Source organism: Prescottella sp. GW823-FHT02E09 (assembly GCF_058797375.1).
The window spans coordinates 329,860-346,273 of the sequence record NZ_JBXAJP010000005.1; the positions used below are offsets into that span (position 1 = coordinate 329,860).

At 68.2% G+C, this 16,414-nt stretch carries 15 protein-coding genes and 1 tRNA gene; 13 read left to right on the forward strand and 3 right to left on the reverse strand.

What is annotated here, in order from left to right:
- The first annotated feature begins 145 nt into the window (after positions 1–145).
- Positions 146–775 carry a TetR family transcriptional regulator gene (locus tag AC1RIF_RS15110; protein ID WP_492602167.1) on the forward strand — a complete coding sequence of 210 codons (630 nt, stop codon included), beginning with the start codon at positions 146–148 and terminating at the stop codon, positions 773–775.
- Positions 776–797: 22 nt separating this feature from the next.
- A complete protein-coding gene (locus tag AC1RIF_RS15115; RefSeq protein WP_492602168.1) occupies positions 798–1,643 on the forward strand; it encodes an alpha/beta fold hydrolase in 846 nt (281 codons plus the stop codon).
- Between the two features lie 10 nt (positions 1,644–1,653).
- On the opposite strand, the gene AC1RIF_RS15120 is transcribed toward AC1RIF_RS15115, so the two are convergent.
- Positions 1,654–2,223: a TetR/AcrR family transcriptional regulator gene (locus AC1RIF_RS15120; protein ID WP_492602169.1), complete on the reverse strand. Its 570-nt coding sequence runs from the start codon at positions 2,221–2,223 to the stop codon at positions 1,654–1,656.
- 90 nt (positions 2,224–2,313) lie between these two features.
- Between AC1RIF_RS15120 and AC1RIF_RS15125 the strand changes: the two genes are divergently transcribed.
- Positions 2,314–3,159 carry an acyl-CoA thioesterase gene (locus tag AC1RIF_RS15125; protein ID WP_492602170.1) on the forward strand — a complete coding sequence of 282 codons (846 nt, stop codon included), beginning with the start codon at positions 2,314–2,316 and terminating at the stop codon, positions 3,157–3,159.
- A 49-nt stretch (positions 3,160–3,208) separates the two neighbouring features.
- Here the strand turns inward: AC1RIF_RS15125 and AC1RIF_RS15130 are convergent, their stop codons facing one another.
- Positions 3,209–4,546: an MFS transporter gene (locus AC1RIF_RS15130; RefSeq protein ID WP_492602171.1), complete on the reverse strand. Its 1,338-nt coding sequence runs from the start codon at positions 4,544–4,546 to the stop codon at positions 3,209–3,211.
- Positions 4,547–5,099: 553 nt separating this feature from the next.
- Between AC1RIF_RS15130 and AC1RIF_RS15135 the strand changes: the two genes are divergently transcribed.
- The 7 genes from AC1RIF_RS15135 to AC1RIF_RS15165 all read left to right on the forward strand — a co-directional run bounded on the left by AC1RIF_RS15135 (position 5,100) and on the right by AC1RIF_RS15165 (position 13,260).
- Positions 5,100–6,797 carry a sodium:solute symporter family protein gene (locus AC1RIF_RS15135; RefSeq protein ID WP_492602172.1) on the forward strand — a complete coding sequence of 566 codons (1,698 nt, stop codon included), beginning with the start codon at positions 5,100–5,102 and terminating at the stop codon, positions 6,795–6,797.
- Between the two features lie 47 nt (positions 6,798–6,844).
- Positions 6,845–6,976 carry a putative transporter small subunit gene (locus tag AC1RIF_RS15140; RefSeq protein ID WP_492602173.1) on the forward strand — a complete coding sequence of 44 codons (132 nt, stop codon included), beginning with the start codon at positions 6,845–6,847 and terminating at the stop codon, positions 6,974–6,976.
- A gap of 109 nt (positions 6,977–7,085) precedes the next feature.
- The gene (locus AC1RIF_RS15145) at positions 7,086–7,646 is read left to right on the forward strand and encodes a PadR family transcriptional regulator (protein WP_492602174.1); all 561 of its coding nucleotides are present in this window, start codon (positions 7,086–7,088) and stop codon (positions 7,644–7,646) included.
- 29 nt (positions 7,647–7,675) lie between these two features.
- The gene (locus AC1RIF_RS15150) at positions 7,676–9,706 is read left to right on the forward strand and encodes an FAD-dependent oxidoreductase (RefSeq protein ID WP_492602175.1); all 2,031 of its coding nucleotides are present in this window, start codon (positions 7,676–7,678) and stop codon (positions 9,704–9,706) included.
- Between the two features lie 45 nt (positions 9,707–9,751).
- Positions 9,752–10,555, forward strand: a complete 804-nt coding sequence (cmrA, locus tag AC1RIF_RS15155; protein ID WP_492602176.1) for a mycolate reductase — start codon at positions 9,752–9,754, stop codon at positions 10,553–10,555.
- Between the two features lie 152 nt (positions 10,556–10,707).
- On the forward strand, positions 10,708–12,063 hold the full coding sequence (gene lysA / locus AC1RIF_RS15160) for a diaminopimelate decarboxylase (RefSeq protein WP_492602177.1): 1,356 nt from the start codon (positions 10,708–10,710) through the stop codon (positions 12,061–12,063).
- A 78-nt stretch (positions 12,064–12,141) separates the two neighbouring features.
- Positions 12,142–13,260, forward strand: coding sequence for an NDMA-dependent alcohol dehydrogenase (locus AC1RIF_RS15165; RefSeq protein WP_492602178.1), 1,119 nt, complete (start codon positions 12,142–12,144; stop codon positions 13,258–13,260).
- Positions 13,261–13,284: 24 nt separating this feature from the next.
- On the opposite strand, the gene AC1RIF_RS15170 is transcribed toward AC1RIF_RS15165, so the two are convergent.
- Positions 13,285–15,003 carry a helicase HerA-like domain-containing protein gene (locus AC1RIF_RS15170; protein ID WP_492602179.1) on the reverse strand — a complete coding sequence of 573 codons (1,719 nt, stop codon included), beginning with the start codon at positions 15,001–15,003 and terminating at the stop codon, positions 13,285–13,287.
- Positions 15,004–15,087: 84 nt separating this feature from the next.
- Here AC1RIF_RS15170 and orn point away from each other — a divergent pair, with 84 nt between their 5' ends.
- From orn to AC1RIF_RS15185, 3 genes are all read left to right on the forward strand, one after another.
- Positions 15,088–15,687: an oligoribonuclease gene (gene orn, locus AC1RIF_RS15175; protein ID WP_492602180.1), complete on the forward strand. Its 600-nt coding sequence runs from the start codon at positions 15,088–15,090 to the stop codon at positions 15,685–15,687.
- A gap of 83 nt (positions 15,688–15,770) precedes the next feature.
- Positions 15,771–15,843: transfer RNA gene (locus AC1RIF_RS15180), tRNA-His, on the forward strand.
- A gap of 343 nt (positions 15,844–16,186) precedes the next feature.
- Positions 16,187–16,321, forward strand: a complete 135-nt coding sequence (locus AC1RIF_RS15185; protein WP_492602181.1) for a hypothetical protein — start codon at positions 16,187–16,189, stop codon at positions 16,319–16,321.
- Positions 16,322–16,414 lie beyond the last annotated feature (93 nt).

The window sequence follows — 16,414 nt, forward strand, 5'->3', positions numbered from 1 at the left end:
AGGGCGGCGACACAGTTTCAGTGCACAGTCGTACACTGATTAGTGTGAACGCAGTTACCCCACAACTGTCAATCCCGGACATCCGTGACGCCGGTCACCCTGCGGATCCGGTGAGCGGGGAACCGCGGTGAATACACTCGACGCCGTGACGGAGCCGGTGGAGACGCGAGCGCAGCGCAAGGAACGCACCCGCCAGGCACTACTCGATCGCACGCTCGAACTCCTGGCCGACCGCAGCTTCGCGAGCGTCAGCCTGCGTGAAGTCGCGCGCGCGGCCGGCATCGTGCCGACCGCCTTCTACCGGCATTTCGCGTCGATGGACGAACTGGGCGTCGCCCTCGCCGAGGACAGCATGCGGGTATTGCGCCGGATGCTGCGCGACGCCCGACGCACGCCCAGCACCGAGAACGTGACGGCCTCGCTCGACATCCTCGTCCTTCAGGTCCGCGCGCACGAGGCCGAGTTCCGCTTCATCGCCCGCGAGCGGTACGGCGGCGTCACCGAGGTCCGGCGCGCGATCGCGACCGAGTTGCGGCTGTTCGTCAGCGAACTCACGATCGACCTGTCCCGCATGCCGGGGCTCACCGACTGGGACGTCGAGGATCTCGAGATGGCCGCTGACCTCATCGTGCAGGCGATGCTCGCCGCGGTGGTCGACCTGCTCGAGGTGGATCGTCCTGGATCGGCCGACGAACGCGCGGTGATCGAGCGGGCGGAGAAGCAGTTGCGGCTCATCATGCTCGGGATCGGGCGCTGGAAGCCCACGCGCCCGTAGCCGTTCGGCTACCGTGGCCACCATGACAGCCGACGCGCGCCACGACCGAGTTCGACTGGGCGACCTCACTTTCGACGTCACAGTCACCGGCCCGGAGGACGGCGTGCCCATCGTCGCACTGCATGGCTTCCCCGAGAGCGCGGCGTCGTGGCGCCCAATCACGCCGCGACTCGTCGACGCCGGATTCCGGGTGATCGCCCCGAACCAGCGGGGCTACTCCCCCGCCGCCCGCCCCGGCTCGGTCGAGGACTACCGGTTCGATCATCTCGTCGCCGACGTCGTCGGACTGCTCGACGCGTACGACCTCGAGACCGCCCATCTGGTGGGCCACGATTGGGGTGCAGCGATCGCGTGGCAGGTGGCGGGCCGGCACCCGGAGCGGATTCGCAGTCTCACGGCGGTGTCGACGCCGCACGCGGCCGCCTTCGGGTGGGCGCTACGCCATGACCCCGACCAGCAGCGGCGGTCCGGCTACATGCGGCAGTTCCGCACCGAGAGCGACTCCGAAAGCGCTTTGCTCGAGGATGATTCACGGGGACTGCGAGCCGTGTTCGGCGACGGCAACGACCCCGCCCTGGTCGAAGAGCACGTCCGGCTGCTGTCGGAGCCGGGCGCACTGACGGCCGCGATGAATTGGTACCGCGCGCTGGTCCACGAGTTCGGCGACCTGCCGCCGGTGCGGGTCCCCACGACGTACGTGTGGAGCACCGCCGACCCTGCCATCGGGCCGGCGTGCGCCCAGCGCTGCAGCGACTTCGTCGACGCGCCGTACCGCTTCGTCGTGCTCGAGGGCGGTAGCCACTGGATACCCGAGGAGAATGCCGACGCGCTGACCGACGCGATCCTTGCCCGGGCAGCCCTGAGCTGACAACCGGTCGTCACCCGCCGAGAAGCACCTCGAGCTCGTCCACCACCGCGTCGAGCGGTGCCGACGTGCCCTGCGCCTGGGCCATCACCAGTGCACCCCCGAGTGCGCCCACCACGAGGACCGCCAACGACGACGACCGCTCCGGCGCCACGCCGTCGTCGACGAGCGACGCGGCGATGAGGTCGCACCATTCGGAGAAGGTCGCGCCCGCCACCTCGCGCGCGCCGCGCTCGGTGCCCAGCGCGGCCGCGACGATCGGACACCCGGCGGCGTAGTCGGTGGCCTCGAGCGCCCGCCGCCACAGATCCACGATCTCCCGCAGCGCGGAGACGGTGTCGCACGCCTCGAGCACTCCGGCGACACCCCTGCTCAGGTCCGACGCCGCCGACCGGGTCGCCTCCTCCACCAGCTGTGACTTCCCGTTCGGAAAGTGGTGGTAGATCGAGCCGCGGGGGGCACCACTGTGGGCGAGCACGTCCGCGAACGACGTCGCGGCCACACCCTGCTCGCGGATGAGCGCGACGGCGCTCGCGATCATGGCCGCGCGCGGACCGTTCGCGGGATCACTTCGCCTCGCCATGTCGTCACCTTCCGTCGATCGCACTGTTGCCGTCCGGTTCTATGTATGTTGTCATACCTAGAACCGGATCGTCACCCACCAGGAGCAGCCGTGACACAGATCGTCGCACCCCCGCACCCGTTCGACACGGCCGTCGAACTCAGCGCGTTCGACGCAGGCCGGTCACACGGTCACACCCACCCCGCCTACGCGAACATGGTGGGCCCCTTCGGCGGCATCACCGCCGCCACCATGCTCCGCGCGGTGCAGCAGCACCCGGAGCGTCTCGGCGAGCCGCTGTCCCTCACCGTGAACTTCGCCGGCCCCATCGCGGACGGCCCGTTCGAGATCGCCGCCCGCCCGACACGCACCAACCGCTCCACACAGCACTGGAGCATCGAGCTGACCCAGGACGGCGTCGTCACCACCACCGCGACCGCGGTGTTCGGCATCCGACGCGAGACCTGGTCGTCCACGGACATCACACCACCGGACGTTCCTTCCGCCGATGCCGTGGCCGAGCAGGTATTCCCCGACTTCATCGCGTGGGCCCGCAACTACGAGATGCGGTTCGTCGAGGGCGGCATACCCGGTCTCCCGAACAACGCCGGCATCGCCGACGCCGTCGGCGAGCAGGCGGATTCGACGACGACGCTGTGGGTACGCGACAACCCGCCGCGCGCGCTGGACTTTCCCGCCCTCGCCTCGCTGTGCGACGTGTTCTACCCGCGCGTCTTCCTGCGTCTCGGTCGTATGCTGCCGGCCGGCACCGTGTCGCTGACCGTGTACTTCCACGCCGATTCGACGACGCTCGCCGCGCAGGCGGACGACGCCGTCCTCGGGACCGCACGTGCCCAGAACTTCGGCAACGGCTACTTCGACCAGTCCGGCGAGATCTGGGGCCGCGACGGCGTCCTGCTTGCCACCACCCACCAGTTGGTCTACTTCAAGTCCTGACACCCCGCCGCCACTGGCCGAATGTCACACGCGTTCAGTTGGACTGAACCTATGTGACATTCGGCTCGCGCTCGGGGGCGCGGACGGCCAGCAGCGCGCCGAGACCGACGCCGAGGACCACGAGCAGCCCGACGATGCCCGCGCGGTCGGCGCCGAACCACCATGCGAAGAAGCCGAACAGCGTCGGCGCCAGGAACGACACCGCGCGGCCGGTGGTCGCGTACAGCCCGAACAGTTGCCCCTCGCGCCCGGGCGGGGTGATCCGCGCGAGGAACGTCCGCGACGACGACTGCGCCGGCCCGACGAACAGGCACAGCAGCAGCCCGAAGATCCAGAACATCAACGTCCCGGACACGGCCAGCAGCGCTGCGCCGACCACGAGCATCGCAATCAGCGAACCCGCGATGACGATCTTGGGCCCGATCCGGTCGTCGAAGCGCCCGGCCACGATGGCGCCGAGAGCCGCGACGACGTTGGCAGCGACACCGAACAGCAGCACACTGTCCGGCGCCATTCCGTACACGTTGACGGCCAGGACCGCGCCGAACGTGAAGACGCCGGCCAGCCCGTCGCGAAACAGCGCACTGGCCACGAGGAACCAGACGGTGCGTCGGTCGACAGCCCACAGTTCCTTCAGGTCTCGCCACAGCACGCGGTACGACTCGACGAATCCTGCCCTCGCGGCGCCGGGATCGGCAGCGGTGCGCGGCACCTCGGGCACTGAGAACAGCACCGGAATCGCGAACACCAGGAACCACACCGCCGCGAGCAGTGCGACGAGCCGGATGTTGAGGCCGCCGTCGGTACTCAGACCCAGGAAGCCGCGGGTGTCGCCGTCACCGGCGATGAACCCGAAGTAGCAGACCAGTAGCAGCACGATGCCGCCGAAATAGCCCATCGCCCAGCCGAACCCGGACACCCGCCCGATGTTCTCGGGAGTGGACACCTGCCGCATCATTGCGTTGTACGGCACGCCGGCGAGTTCGAAGATCACCGACCCGACGCCGAGCAGCACCAGTCCCAACCACAGGTAGTGGTAGTCGTCGACAACGAAGAACATGCCCGCCATCGACGCGACCGTGAGGAACGTCAGGACCGCCAGGGAACGTTTACGCCGACCGGCCGCGTCGAACCGCTGGCCGCTGACGGGTGCGAGGACGGCAATGAAGGCGCCTGCGATGCCGAGCGACCATCCGAGCCACGTGCTCGCGGAGATAGACCCGGGCAGATCGTCGCCGACCGCGTCGGTGAGATAGACCGAGAAGACGAAGGTGACGACGACGGCGTTGAACGCGGCCGATCCCCAGTCCCACAGGCCCCACGCGGCAACCTGACGACGCGTCGCCGCCTGTCCGATGCCGGCGTCCCCAACCACTTCGGTGCTCATGGCGGCGAGCCTAGTTAGTCGGGCGCGCCCCGCGCGGAGACACACCCGCACCCCGGATCGAATTCGAAACAAACACTCGCGGACACACGAAATACACCCTTCTATCAGATTTGTCGACCCAATTCAATTTCGTGCCACGAAATCCGTCCGCACAATTCTCGCGTGTTAGACTGCCCGACGACTGATGGGAATGCGTCGACGAACCCGCACACAACTTCGCGGACACCCGACCCGGAACACGTCGACCATCGTGCACGAACTGCGGGTAAGCGCATTTCGTGCACAATCGCACGCCGTCGACGTGGGCAACTCCTGCGCCGACGACGCCGCGCGCCACGAGGGCCCCGTCGGTCCACGAGCCATGCCGAGGGACATGATCCGCTCGCGCTGAACGGGTTTCACGTTCAATCCGAGCGGGTACCGCTGCGGCGCGGCACCGGCGCGACGACGCATGTACAGCGGTCGACCAGTGCGGATACCCCCTCGACCTCGCGGGCTCGCTTCGATTATTCGCGAGCCTGATTCTCGCGAAGAAATGTCAAGGAGGTAACGAATGGACGTTCCCGAACTCGTCCAATTCAGCGCCGTGGCAATTATTCTGCTACTAGTGTTCTTCTACGGTGGAACATTTCTCGTCTCGCTCCGCATCGGCCGGAAGCAGGAGAACGCGGACAACTTCATGACTGCCGGAAACCAGGTGGGTTTCGGCATCTCCGCGGCCAGCATGACGGCGACGTGGATCTGGGCCTCGTCGATGTACGCATCGGCAACCTCGGGATACACCTACGGCATCTCCGGGCCCATCCACTACGGATTGTGGGGCGCGCTGATGATTCTGTTCATCTACCCCTTCGGCCGCCGGATCCGGCAACTGGCACCCAGGGCCCACACCCTCGCCGAGATCATGTATGCCCGGCACGGGCGATCCAGCCAGCTCATGCTGGCGGGGTCCAACGTGGTCGGCAGCCTCATCAGCCTGATGTCGAACTTCATAGCGGGTGGAGTACTCATCTCGCTGTTGTCCCCGCTCAACTTCATCCAAGGGGTGCTGATCATTGCGGGCGGCGTGCTGCTGTACACACTGTGGTCGGGCTTCCGGGCCTCCGTGTTGACCGACGTGATCCAACTGGTGGGCATGCTCGGCGCCGTCGCCATCCTGATCCCGATCGTCTTCTTCGCCGCGGGATTCCCGGCGGCGTTCGAGACCGGCGCGGCGAATCTGACTCCCGCGCAGGGCAACTTCTTCTCGAGTGAGGCGTTCTTCAACCAGGGCGCCCCCTACATCGCCGCGGTCCTCGCCTACGCCATCGGAAACCAGACGATTGCCCAGCGCTTGTTCGCGGTGCGCGAGGACCTCATCAAGCCGACGTTCGTCACCGCCGCGGTCGGCTACGGCGCCACCGTGATCGGCATCGGCATGTTCGGCGTGCTCGCGCTGTACCTGGGCATCGATCCGTTGGACGGCGACGTCAACAACCTCATCCCGCAGATGGCGGGCACCTACCTGCCGGCCGTGCTGGTCGCATTGTTCTTCCTGCTGATCCTCGGAGCGTTGTCGTCCACCGCAGACTCCGATCTGGCAGCGCTGTCGTCCATCGTCATGACCGACGGCTACGGCCACACCGTCGCCGGCCGGGCGGCCGCCGATCCACGCCGCATGCTGCTGATCGGCCGCGCCACGATGGTCGTCGCGACCGCGCTGGCCGTGGCGTTCGCGAGCATGCGGCTCAACATTCTCGATCTCCTCGTGTTCGTCGGCGCCCTGTGGGGCGCACTGGTCTTCCCGGTGATCGCGAGTTTCTACTGGAACAAGGTCACCAACAAGGCGTTCACGGTCTCGACCCTCGCCGCGGTGGCCGCGTTCCTGCCGGTGCGCTTCGGGTGGGTCCCCACCGACGGCGCGAGCGGGTTCGTCATCGACGTCGTGTCCGTGGTCGGCGTCGGCGTGGTCCTCGCCCTGATGGCCTTCGGGTTCTTCGGACTGCGCGTCGCGAAGATCGTCGGCGCGGTCGCGATCGTGGTCGTCACCCCCTTCGGCATCGGCTTCCTGCACGACTACGCCACACTGAGCGGATCCCTCGTCGCGTACGCGGTGAGCACCGTGATCTGTTACCTGATGTCGGTCCGCAACCCCGACTCGTTCGACTTCGCGACGATCAAGGAACGCATCGGCGACTTCGACCGCGAGCCCGTCTCCCTCGACGTCGACGACGACCGCCCGTCGCGTGGGGAGGCGCCGGTTCGGGGCTGACCCGGACCACCTCGCGCCCCCACGATCCGAATACCTGAGGAGTACCCGTGAACACCGTGTTCCTGACCGCCTACGTCCTGGTCTGGCCGATCCTTGTCGCCGCGACGCTGTTCGTCATCACCCGCGGCGCCGCCCGCGAGTGGGCCGCCGCCCGCAGGAAGGGCGAGGAACTCGTCTGACCCGACGCGATTCGACGAGGGGGTGTCCCGGACCGCCGGAGGTCCGGGACACCCCCATCTCCGTATACGCCTAGTTGCATATTCACCTCGTTGCATACAGACTGTTGTTGTGGCCCTCGAACACGCGATCCTCGTTTCCCTCAGCGAGCAGTCCGGCTCGGGATACGAACTCGCGCGCCGGTTCGACAAGTCGATCGGCTTCTTCTGGAGCGCCACCCACCAGCAGATCTACCGCGTACTCAAGCGGATGGACGAGGCCGGCTGGGTCACGGGAGAGGCGATCGCACAGGACGGCCGCCCGGACAAGAAGGTGTACCGCGTATCCAGCGCGGGCCGGGCCGAACTGGCCCGCTGGATCGCCGAGCCCACCGAGCCCGGCCACCTGCGCAACGAACTCGCCGTGAAGATCCGCGGCGCCGCGTACGGCGACATGACCGCACTCGTAGCTGAGGTCCGCCGTCACCGCGACGAGCACGTCGCGCGACTGGACCTGTACCGCCGCATCGAGGCCCACGACTTCCCCGAGACCCGCCGCCGCACCGGGTCGTCGCTGCACCAGTACCTCGTCCTGCGCGGCGGCATCCGCGTCGAGCAGGGGTTCGTCGACTGGTGCGACGAGGTGCTCGGCGCCCTCGAAGCCGAACCGACCCCAGAGACTCGACAGCCCTGACCTGACCTGACCTGACCGAAAGGCCCGGCATGACTACCCAGTTCCCGCACCTGTTCTCGCCGCTCGACCTCGGATTCACGACGCTGAGGAATCGCGTGATCATGGGGTCGATGCACACCGGCCTCGAGGACCGCGCGAAGAACACCACCCGTCTGGCCGAATTCTACGCCGAACGCGCCCGCGGCGACGTGGGCCTCATCGTCACCGGCGGTTACGCCCCCAACAGGACGGGATGGCTGCTGCCGTTCGGCGCCAAGCTCACCAACCGGTTCGAGGCCCGACGGCACCGCGCCATCACCAAGGCCGTGCACGACGAGGGCGGCAAGATCGCGCTGCAGATCCTGCACGCCGGCCGCTACAGCTACCAGCCGTTCAGTGTCAGCGCGTCGTCGATCAAGGCGCCCATCAACCCGTTCCGGCCGCGTCGACTGACGAGCCGTGGTGTGCGGTGGCAGATCCGCAACTTCGTCCGCTGCGCCCGCCTGGCCCGCTCGGCGGGGTACGACGGCGTCGAGATCATGGGCGGCGAGGGCTACTTAGTCAACCAGTTCCTGTCGGAGCGCACCAACCGGCGCACCGACGAGTGGGGCGGCACCCCCGAGAACCGTCGCCGCATGGCCGTCGAGATCGTCCGCCGCACCCGCGCCGCCGTGGGTTCGAACTTCATCATTCTCTTCCGCCTGTCGATGGCCGACCTCGTCGAGCGCGGTCAGACCTGGGACGAGATCGTGTCGCTCGCACAGGAAGTCGAGGCCGCGGGCGCCACCATCATCAACACCGACATCGGCTGGCACGAGTCGCGGGTCCCGACGATCGTGACGTCGGTGCCGCGCGCGGCGTTCGCCGACATCACCGACAAATTGGCGAAGCACGTGTCCATCCCCGTCGCGGCGTCCAACCGCATCAACATGCCCGAGACCGCCGAGGAGATCCTCACCCGCGGTGACGCCCAGCTGATCTCGATGGCCCGGCCGATGCTGGCCGACCCGATGTGGGTGCGCAAGGCCGAGGCCGGCACTCCCGACGAGATCAACACGTGCATCGCGTGCAACCAGGCGTGCCTCGACCACGCGTTCGGGAACAAGCACGTCTCGTGCCTGCTCAACCCGCGCGCGGGGCGCGAGACCGAGCTGATCCTGTTGCCGACGCGACGAAGGAAGACCCTCGCGGTCGTCGGCGCCGGACCGGCCGGACTGTCGGCGGCGCTCAACCTCGCGCAACGCGGCCACACCGTCACCCTGTTCGAGGCACGTGACGACATCGGCGGCCAGTTCGGTATCGCGCAGAGGATCCCCGGCAAGGAGGAGTTCGCGGAGACCATCCGCTACTACCGCCGCCAACTCGACCTCGCCGGCGTCGACGTCCGGCTCGGCACCCGCGCCACCGCCGCCGACCTGATCGCGTCCGGCTACGACGAGGTGGTCCTGGCGACCGGCGTGACCCCGCGTGTCCCGAGCATCCCCGGCATCGACCACCCGAAGGTGCTGTCGTACGCCGAGGTGGTGCGGGACGGGAGGCCGGTCGGCGGGACGGTCGCGGTGATCGGCGCCGGCGGCATCGGCGTCGACGTCAGCGAGTTCCTCACCCACGAGCACTCCCCCACCCTGGACCTGACGGAGTGGAAGCAGGAGTGGGGCGTCACCGATCCCGAGTCCGCACCCGGTGCGCTGACGACGCCGCAGCCCGCGCCGTCGCCACGCGAGGTGTACCTGCTGCAGCGCAAGCCCGGACGGATCGGCGCCGGGCTGGCCAAGACCACCGGCTGGGTGCACCGCGCCGCCCTGAAGGCGAAGGGCGTGCACGAGCTGTCGGGCGTCAACTACGAGCGCATCGACGACGCCGGTCTGCACATCACGTTCGGCGAGAAGCACGAGCGTCCTCGGACACTCGACGTGGACACCGTCGTGATCTGCGCGGGGCAGGAGTCGGTGCGCGACCTCGTCGACGAACTGACGGTCGCCGGTGTGACCACGCACATCATCGGCGGCGCCGACGTCGCCGCCGAACTCGACGCCAAACGCGCGATCGAGCAGGGCACGCGGCTGGCGGCGAGCATCTGAGCGCATGACCACCACGAATCCGGGCACCGGCTACGCTGCATTCTCGTGAGCCTGCCGAATCCCACCCCAGACGCCCGCGCGGTCGTGACCGGCGCCTCCTCCGGTATCGGAGAGGCCCTCGCCGCGGAACTGGCCGCGCGCGGACACTCGCTGATCCTCGTCGCCCGCCGCGGCGACGTCATGGAGAAGTTCGCCGCCCAGCTGCGTGAGAAGCACGGCGTCGAGGTCGAGGTCCGCGCCGTGGACCTGTCCGACCGCGACGGCCGCGCACCGCTGGTGGCCGAGCTGTCCGAACGCGAGATCTCGATCCTGTGCAACAACGCCGGCATCGCGACGTTCGGTCCGGTCGCCGAACTGGATCCGTCGTACGAGCGCGACCAGGTCGAGCTCAACGCGGTCGCCGTCCACGATCTCACCCTCGCGGTCCTGCCGGGCATGGTGTCGCGCAAGTCGGGCGCGATCCTGATGGTGGGCTCGGCCGCCGGCAACATGCCGATCCCCAACAACGCCACCTACGCCGCCACCAAGGCGTTCGTGAACACGTTCTCCGAGTCGCTGCGCGGCGAGCTCAAGGGCAGCGGCGTCAACGTCACGCTCCTCGCCCCGGGCCCGGTGCGCACCGAGACCCCCGACCCGGCCGAGGCATCGATCGTCGACAAGCTGGTCCCCGACTTCCTGTGGATCTCGAGCGAGTACGTCGCGAAGGTCTCGCTCGACGCCCTCGCCGAGAACAAGATGCGGATCGTGCCGGGCATCCTGAGCAAGGGCATGTCCGTCGCCGGCCAGTACAGCCCGCGCGCGGCCATCGCGCCGATCGTCGGCACGTTCTACAAGAAGTTGGGCGGCTGACCCGCCGCGCGTCAACCGCGCGTCAACCGCGCGTCAGGGCTCGACCGAGGGCCGTCAAGCCCCCGTCAAGAACCGACCGACGGGCACGAGACCGGCGTAGTCCTGAAGGTGACCCCGCTCCACCCGGACGCGGGCACCCTCAGGAGACGCCGGTGACCCTGCTCGATCTCTTTCCGTCACTTCGCACGACGATGACGCCGCGACTGGATCCGGCGCTGTGGCCGGTCACCACCGACCACGACGATCGCGGCCGGATCCGAGTCGGCGGCGTCTCGCTCGACGACATCGCCGACCAGTTCGGCACACCCGCCTACGTCCTCGACGAGGCCGACGTGCGACACCGCTGCCGCACGTACCGGACCGCATTCCCCGAGGCCGAGATCGCCTACGCCGGGAAGGCGCTCATGATCCGTGCGGTCGCCGACTGGGTGACGCACGAGGGACTGTCCGTCGACGTGTGCTCCGCGGGCGAACTCGCGATCGCGCTCTCCGCGGGCGTCGATCCGGCCCGGATCATCCTGCACGGCAACGCCAAGACCGCGGGCGAGCTGCGCACCGCAGTCGACGCCGGAGTGGGCCGGATCGTGGTCGACTCCCTCACCGAGATCCGCCTGCTCGCCGCCATCGCGGACCGGCGCGTCCAGGTGCTGGTGCGGGTCACGCCGGGCGTCGACATCCACGGCCATCACGCGGTGACGACCGGGATCGACGACCAGAAGTTCGGATTCCCCCTGTCCCATGACCAGGCGGGAGATGCCGCTCGGCTGGTCCTAGCGCAGCCTGACCTCGAACTCGTCGGCCTCCATTGCCATCTCGGATCCCAGATCGCCGACGTCGACTGCTTCCGGTCCGCGGTCGCGCGCCTCGTCGGGCAGATGGCGCAGATCCGCAGCGATCACGGCGTCATCCTCACCACCCTGGACCTCGGCGGCGGGCACGCCGTCCCCTACCGTCCAGGAGACCCGGAGACCGATCCGGCGGTCCTGGCCGCCGTGATCGACGACGCCCTCGACGACGCGTGCGCACGCAACCGCTTCCCCCGCCCACAGATCGTCCTCGAACCGGGGCGCGCGATCGTCGCCCGGGCCGGCGTGACCCTCTATCGCGTCGTGTCGACGAAGACCCGCACCGGCGGGCGCACCTTCGTCGCGGTCGACGGCGGCATGAGCGACAACCCCCGCGTCGCGCTGTACGGCGCCCGGTACGACGTCGTGATCGCCAACCGGCACCCACTGGGCCGCCACGTGTCGACGACCGTGGTGGGACGGCACTGCGAGGCCGGCGACGTCATCGCCGTGGACGTCGCGCTCCCGGCCGATCTGCATCCCGGGGACGTGCTCGCCGTGCCGTGCACCGGCGCCTACCACCACAGCCTCGCATCGACGTACAACGGCGTCGGCCGGCCACCGGTGATCGCGGTGCGCGGCGAGCACATTCGCGAGCTCATCCGCCGCGAGACCGTCGCCGATCTGATGTCCCGCGAGACCGGTACCGGTACCGGTGAGTGAGACCACGCCCGCCCGAACGAACCACCCGGACGGATAGTGACGCGGACCACATCCCGCGCCCCGTCCAGGAGGAACCCCGTGAAGACCCGCGCCGCCGTCATCACCGAAGCGCCCGGCACCTACAAGGTCGTCGACCTCGAACTCGAGGGCCCCCGCCAGAACGAGATCACCGTCAAGATGGTCGCGTCCGGCCTGTGCCACTCCGACGACCACATCGCCAAGGGCGATCACGGTGTAGGCCGCTACCCCATCTGCGGCGGCCACGAGGGCGCGGGCGTCATCGTCGAGGTCGGCCCGCACACCGTCGGCTGGGAGGTCGGCGACCACGTCGTCTTCTCCTTCCTCGCCGGCTGCGGTCGATGCCGCTGGTGCGCCAAGGGCCTGCAGAACCTCTGCGATCGTGGCGCGGCGATCATGACCGGCGGCCGCCCCGACGATCCGGACAGCTACCGACTGTCGCTCGACGGTGCGGCCGTCGCGCAGACCTGCGGACTCGGCACCTTCAGCGAATACACGACGGTGAGCATCGATTCCGCGGTCAAGGTCGACAAGGACCTGCCCCTCGAGACGCTGTGCCTGCTCGGCTGCGGCGTCGGCACCGGCTGGGGTGCGGCGGTGAACTCGGCGCAGGTGTACCCGGGTCACACCGTGATCGTGATGGGCGTCGGCGGCATCGGCATCAACGCGGTGCAGGGAGCGGCGCACGCCGGCGCGGCCCACGTCATCGCCGTCGACCCGGTGGAGTTCAAGCGCAGCACCGCCCTCGAACTCGGTGCGACACACGCGGTCGCGACGACGGAGGAGGCCACCGAGATCGCCCGCTCGTTCACCAACGGCCAGGGCGCGGACTCCGCGATCGTCACCGTCGGCGTCACCACCGGCGATCATGTCGCACAGGCGTTCTCGTCGATCCGTAAGGCCGGCACCTGCGTGGTGACCGGCCTCGGCAAGATGGAGGACGTGGGTCTTCCGATCAGCCTGCTCGAGCTCACGCTCTACCAGAAGCGCATCCAGGGCTCGCTGTTCGGCGCGTCCGCACCCAGCGCCGACATCCCGTGGATGATCGAGCTGTACAGGGCCGGCAAGCTCGAGCTCGACAAGCTCGTGACCACCACCTACAAGCTCGACGACATCGCGCAGGGCTTCATCGACATGCACGAGGGCCGGAACATCCGCGGCGTCGTCCTGTTCGACTGATCGCCGATTCGGTGCCGGGCGTGGTCACCGGCGTCGCCTGCGCCCGGTACCGAAGATGCTCCGCGAGATCTCCCTCCCGGCAGCGGACGCCGCCGACCGGAGGAAACTCTTGACGGCGGTGTTACCGAGGATCTGCTCGGCGACACTCGGCCCCTCGTTCGGGGCGGGTGGCGGCGGCAGATCCGGAAGATCGGGCAACGGCGGCACATCCAATGCCGGATCGAGATTCGGTGCGCCCGAGACCTTCGCCGACAGCAACTCGTACGCCGATTCCCGGTCCACCGTCTGCCCGTACTTCGCCTGCAACCCGCTCGCGCCGGCGGCCGCCCGGATCCCGTCGTCGCCGATCGTGTCCATCAGGGACCGTGGCGGCCGGATCCGCGTCCACGCCACCGGCGTCGGCGCGCCCTTCTCCGACAGCACGGTCACGATCGCCTCACCGGTTCCGAGCGACGTGAGTGCCTTCTCGAGGTCGTAATGCGCAGTCTTCGGGTACGTGCGGACCGTCTTGCCCAGTGCCTTCTGGTCGTCCGGCGTGAAGGCACGCAGCGCGTGCTGCACCCGCGCACCGAGTTGCGACAGCACCGCATTCGGGATGTCGGTGGGCAGCTGGGTACAGAAGAAGACTCCGACACCCTTGGACCGGATCAGCTTGACCGTCTGCTCCACCTGAGCCAGGAACGCCTTGGACGCGTCCTTGAAGAGCAGGTGGGCCTCGTCGAGGACGAAGACCAGCTTCGGCTTGTCGAGGTCCCCTTCCTCGGGCAACGTCTGGAACAGGTCGGCCAGCACCCACATCAGGAACGTCGAGAACATCGCCGGGCGAGCGGCCTGCGCACCGAGCTCGAACAGCGTGACCACCCCGCGACCGTCGGCGCCCACCCGCAGCAGATCCTCGGTCTCGAACTCCGGCTCACCGAAGAAGGTGTCGCCGCCGTCGGCCTCGAGGTTCACCAGTGCGCGCAGAATCACACCCGCCGTGGTCGCCGACACGCCCCCGATGCCCCTCAGGTCGGCCTTGCCCTCGTCGGACGTGAGATGTGCGATCACCGCCCGCAGATCCTTCAGGTCCAGTAGGGCGAGACCACGGGTGTCGGCCCAGTGGAAGATCAGCCCCAGCGTCGACTCCTGGGTCTCGTTGAGTCCGAGCACCTTGCTGAGCAGGATCGGCCCGAAACTCGTGATGGTGGCGCGCACCGGGATCCCGATGCCTTCGGTGCCCAGCGAGACGAACTCGACCGGGTAGCCCGTGGGCGCCCAGTCCGGGTCGCCGGTCTCCACGGCTCGACCCGTGATCCTGTCGTTCGATTCGCCCGGCGCGGACAGCCCGGACAGGTCGCCCTTCACATCCGCCATCACGACGGGAACACCTGCCGCCGACAGCTGTTCGGCGATGCCCTGCAGTGTCTTCGTCTTGCCCGTTCCGGTCGCGCCGGCGATCAGCCCGTGCCGGTTGACCGTCGCCAGCGGAATCCGCACGCGGGCAGCCGGATCCACGAGGCCGTGGACGACGACCGTCCCGAGCTCGAGCGCCGCACCCTCCGACGCGTATCCGGACGCGATCTCGGCGGCGGCGGACCCCTCCACCGAGGCCCCCGTCGCCGGCTCCACCTGCTCCGCGGCGGCCGCTTCACGCTCGGCCACTTCGGCCGCGGCCGCCGCCTCCGCAGCCACGCGAGCCGCCTCCGCAGCCGCAGCTTTCGCGATCCGGGCCTTCTCCGCCGGCGTCGGGTCGACCGTCATGTGGTGTCCTCCTCGAGCAGAAAGCGTGCGGGAAGTTCTCCACCGTGGACAATATCCCGCCCGGGCCTGACTACTGTGTTTCTCGTGCAGGACAAACTGGTATGGATCGATTGTGAAATGACGGGCCTTCGGCTCGGTACGGACAAGCTCATCGAGATCGCGGCATTGGTGACCGACAGCGACCTCAACATCCTGGGCGAAGGTGTGGACATCGTGATCCACGCCGACGACGACGCTCTGGCGGACATGCCGGACGTCGTGACCCAGATGCATGCGAAGTCGGGGCTGACCGAGGAGGTGCGCGCCTCCACGGTGACGCTCGCCGAGGCCGAGCAGATGGTGCTGGCGTACATCCGCGAGCACGTTCCCGTCGCGGGCACGGTGCCCCTCGCGGGCAACTCGATCGCGACCGATCGGGGCTTCATCGCCCGGGACATGCCCGAACTCGACGCCCACCTGCACTACCGCATGATCGACGTCAGCTCGATCAAGGAGCTGTGCCGGCGTTGGTATCCGCGGATCTACTTCGGTCAGCCGGAGAAGGGCCTGTCGCATCGCGCGCTCGCGGACATCAAGGAGTCGATCCGCGAACTGCAGTACTACCGGCGCACGGCCTTTGTCGCGGATCCGGGTCCCTCGACCACCGAGATCGCGGCCGTAGCGAAGGAGCTGGGACCGGCCTGACCAGCCGATTGGCACTTTCCTCGATCGACAGGCTAGTATTCATCTCGCTGCAGCAACCGGTTCCGCCGGAAGCGACAGTGATGGTGACTGTAGTTCAGTTGGTAGAGCACCAGGTTGTGATCCTGGCTGTCGCGGGTTCGAGTCCCGTCAGTCACCCCGAAGAGAAGCCCCCGGCATTGCCGGGGGCTTTTCTCGTTCCCGAGCCCCGCTCCGCCCTCCCCCGCGTTTTGCGCACTTATCGATGCCGGAGAGGCCCCGAAAACACCGACAAGTGCGCAAAACGCGAGACCGAGGGGACGGAAGTGATGCAGTTCACGTTTCAAGTACTCGGCGACACACACAAATCGCCCTGAACAGGAAAAACTCGCAAGTCCCACTGAGTGGGACCTCCAATTAACCGTTTGTTCATCCGGCCCCTACTGTGACCCACAGCATCTCTGATGCAACGGCATGACCCATGCCACATTCCCCGATTCGCATCACATGAAGGAGCTTCACAATGGGTTCTTCCGAGGCCGACCTCGCCCTGATCAAGCAGATCCAGCCGGTCGTCAGCGGCATCGGCGGCGTTCTCGCCGGCGTCGGTGCAATCCTGGGTCTGGTGGGCGCGCTGAACGCCCTCTTCCCCGCGTAGAGGTCGACACACAGACTGTTCCACGAGAAGCGGCCGGCACCCGATGGGTGCCGGCCGCTTCTTGCTGCGTCTCACGCCGCGATCATGCGGTCG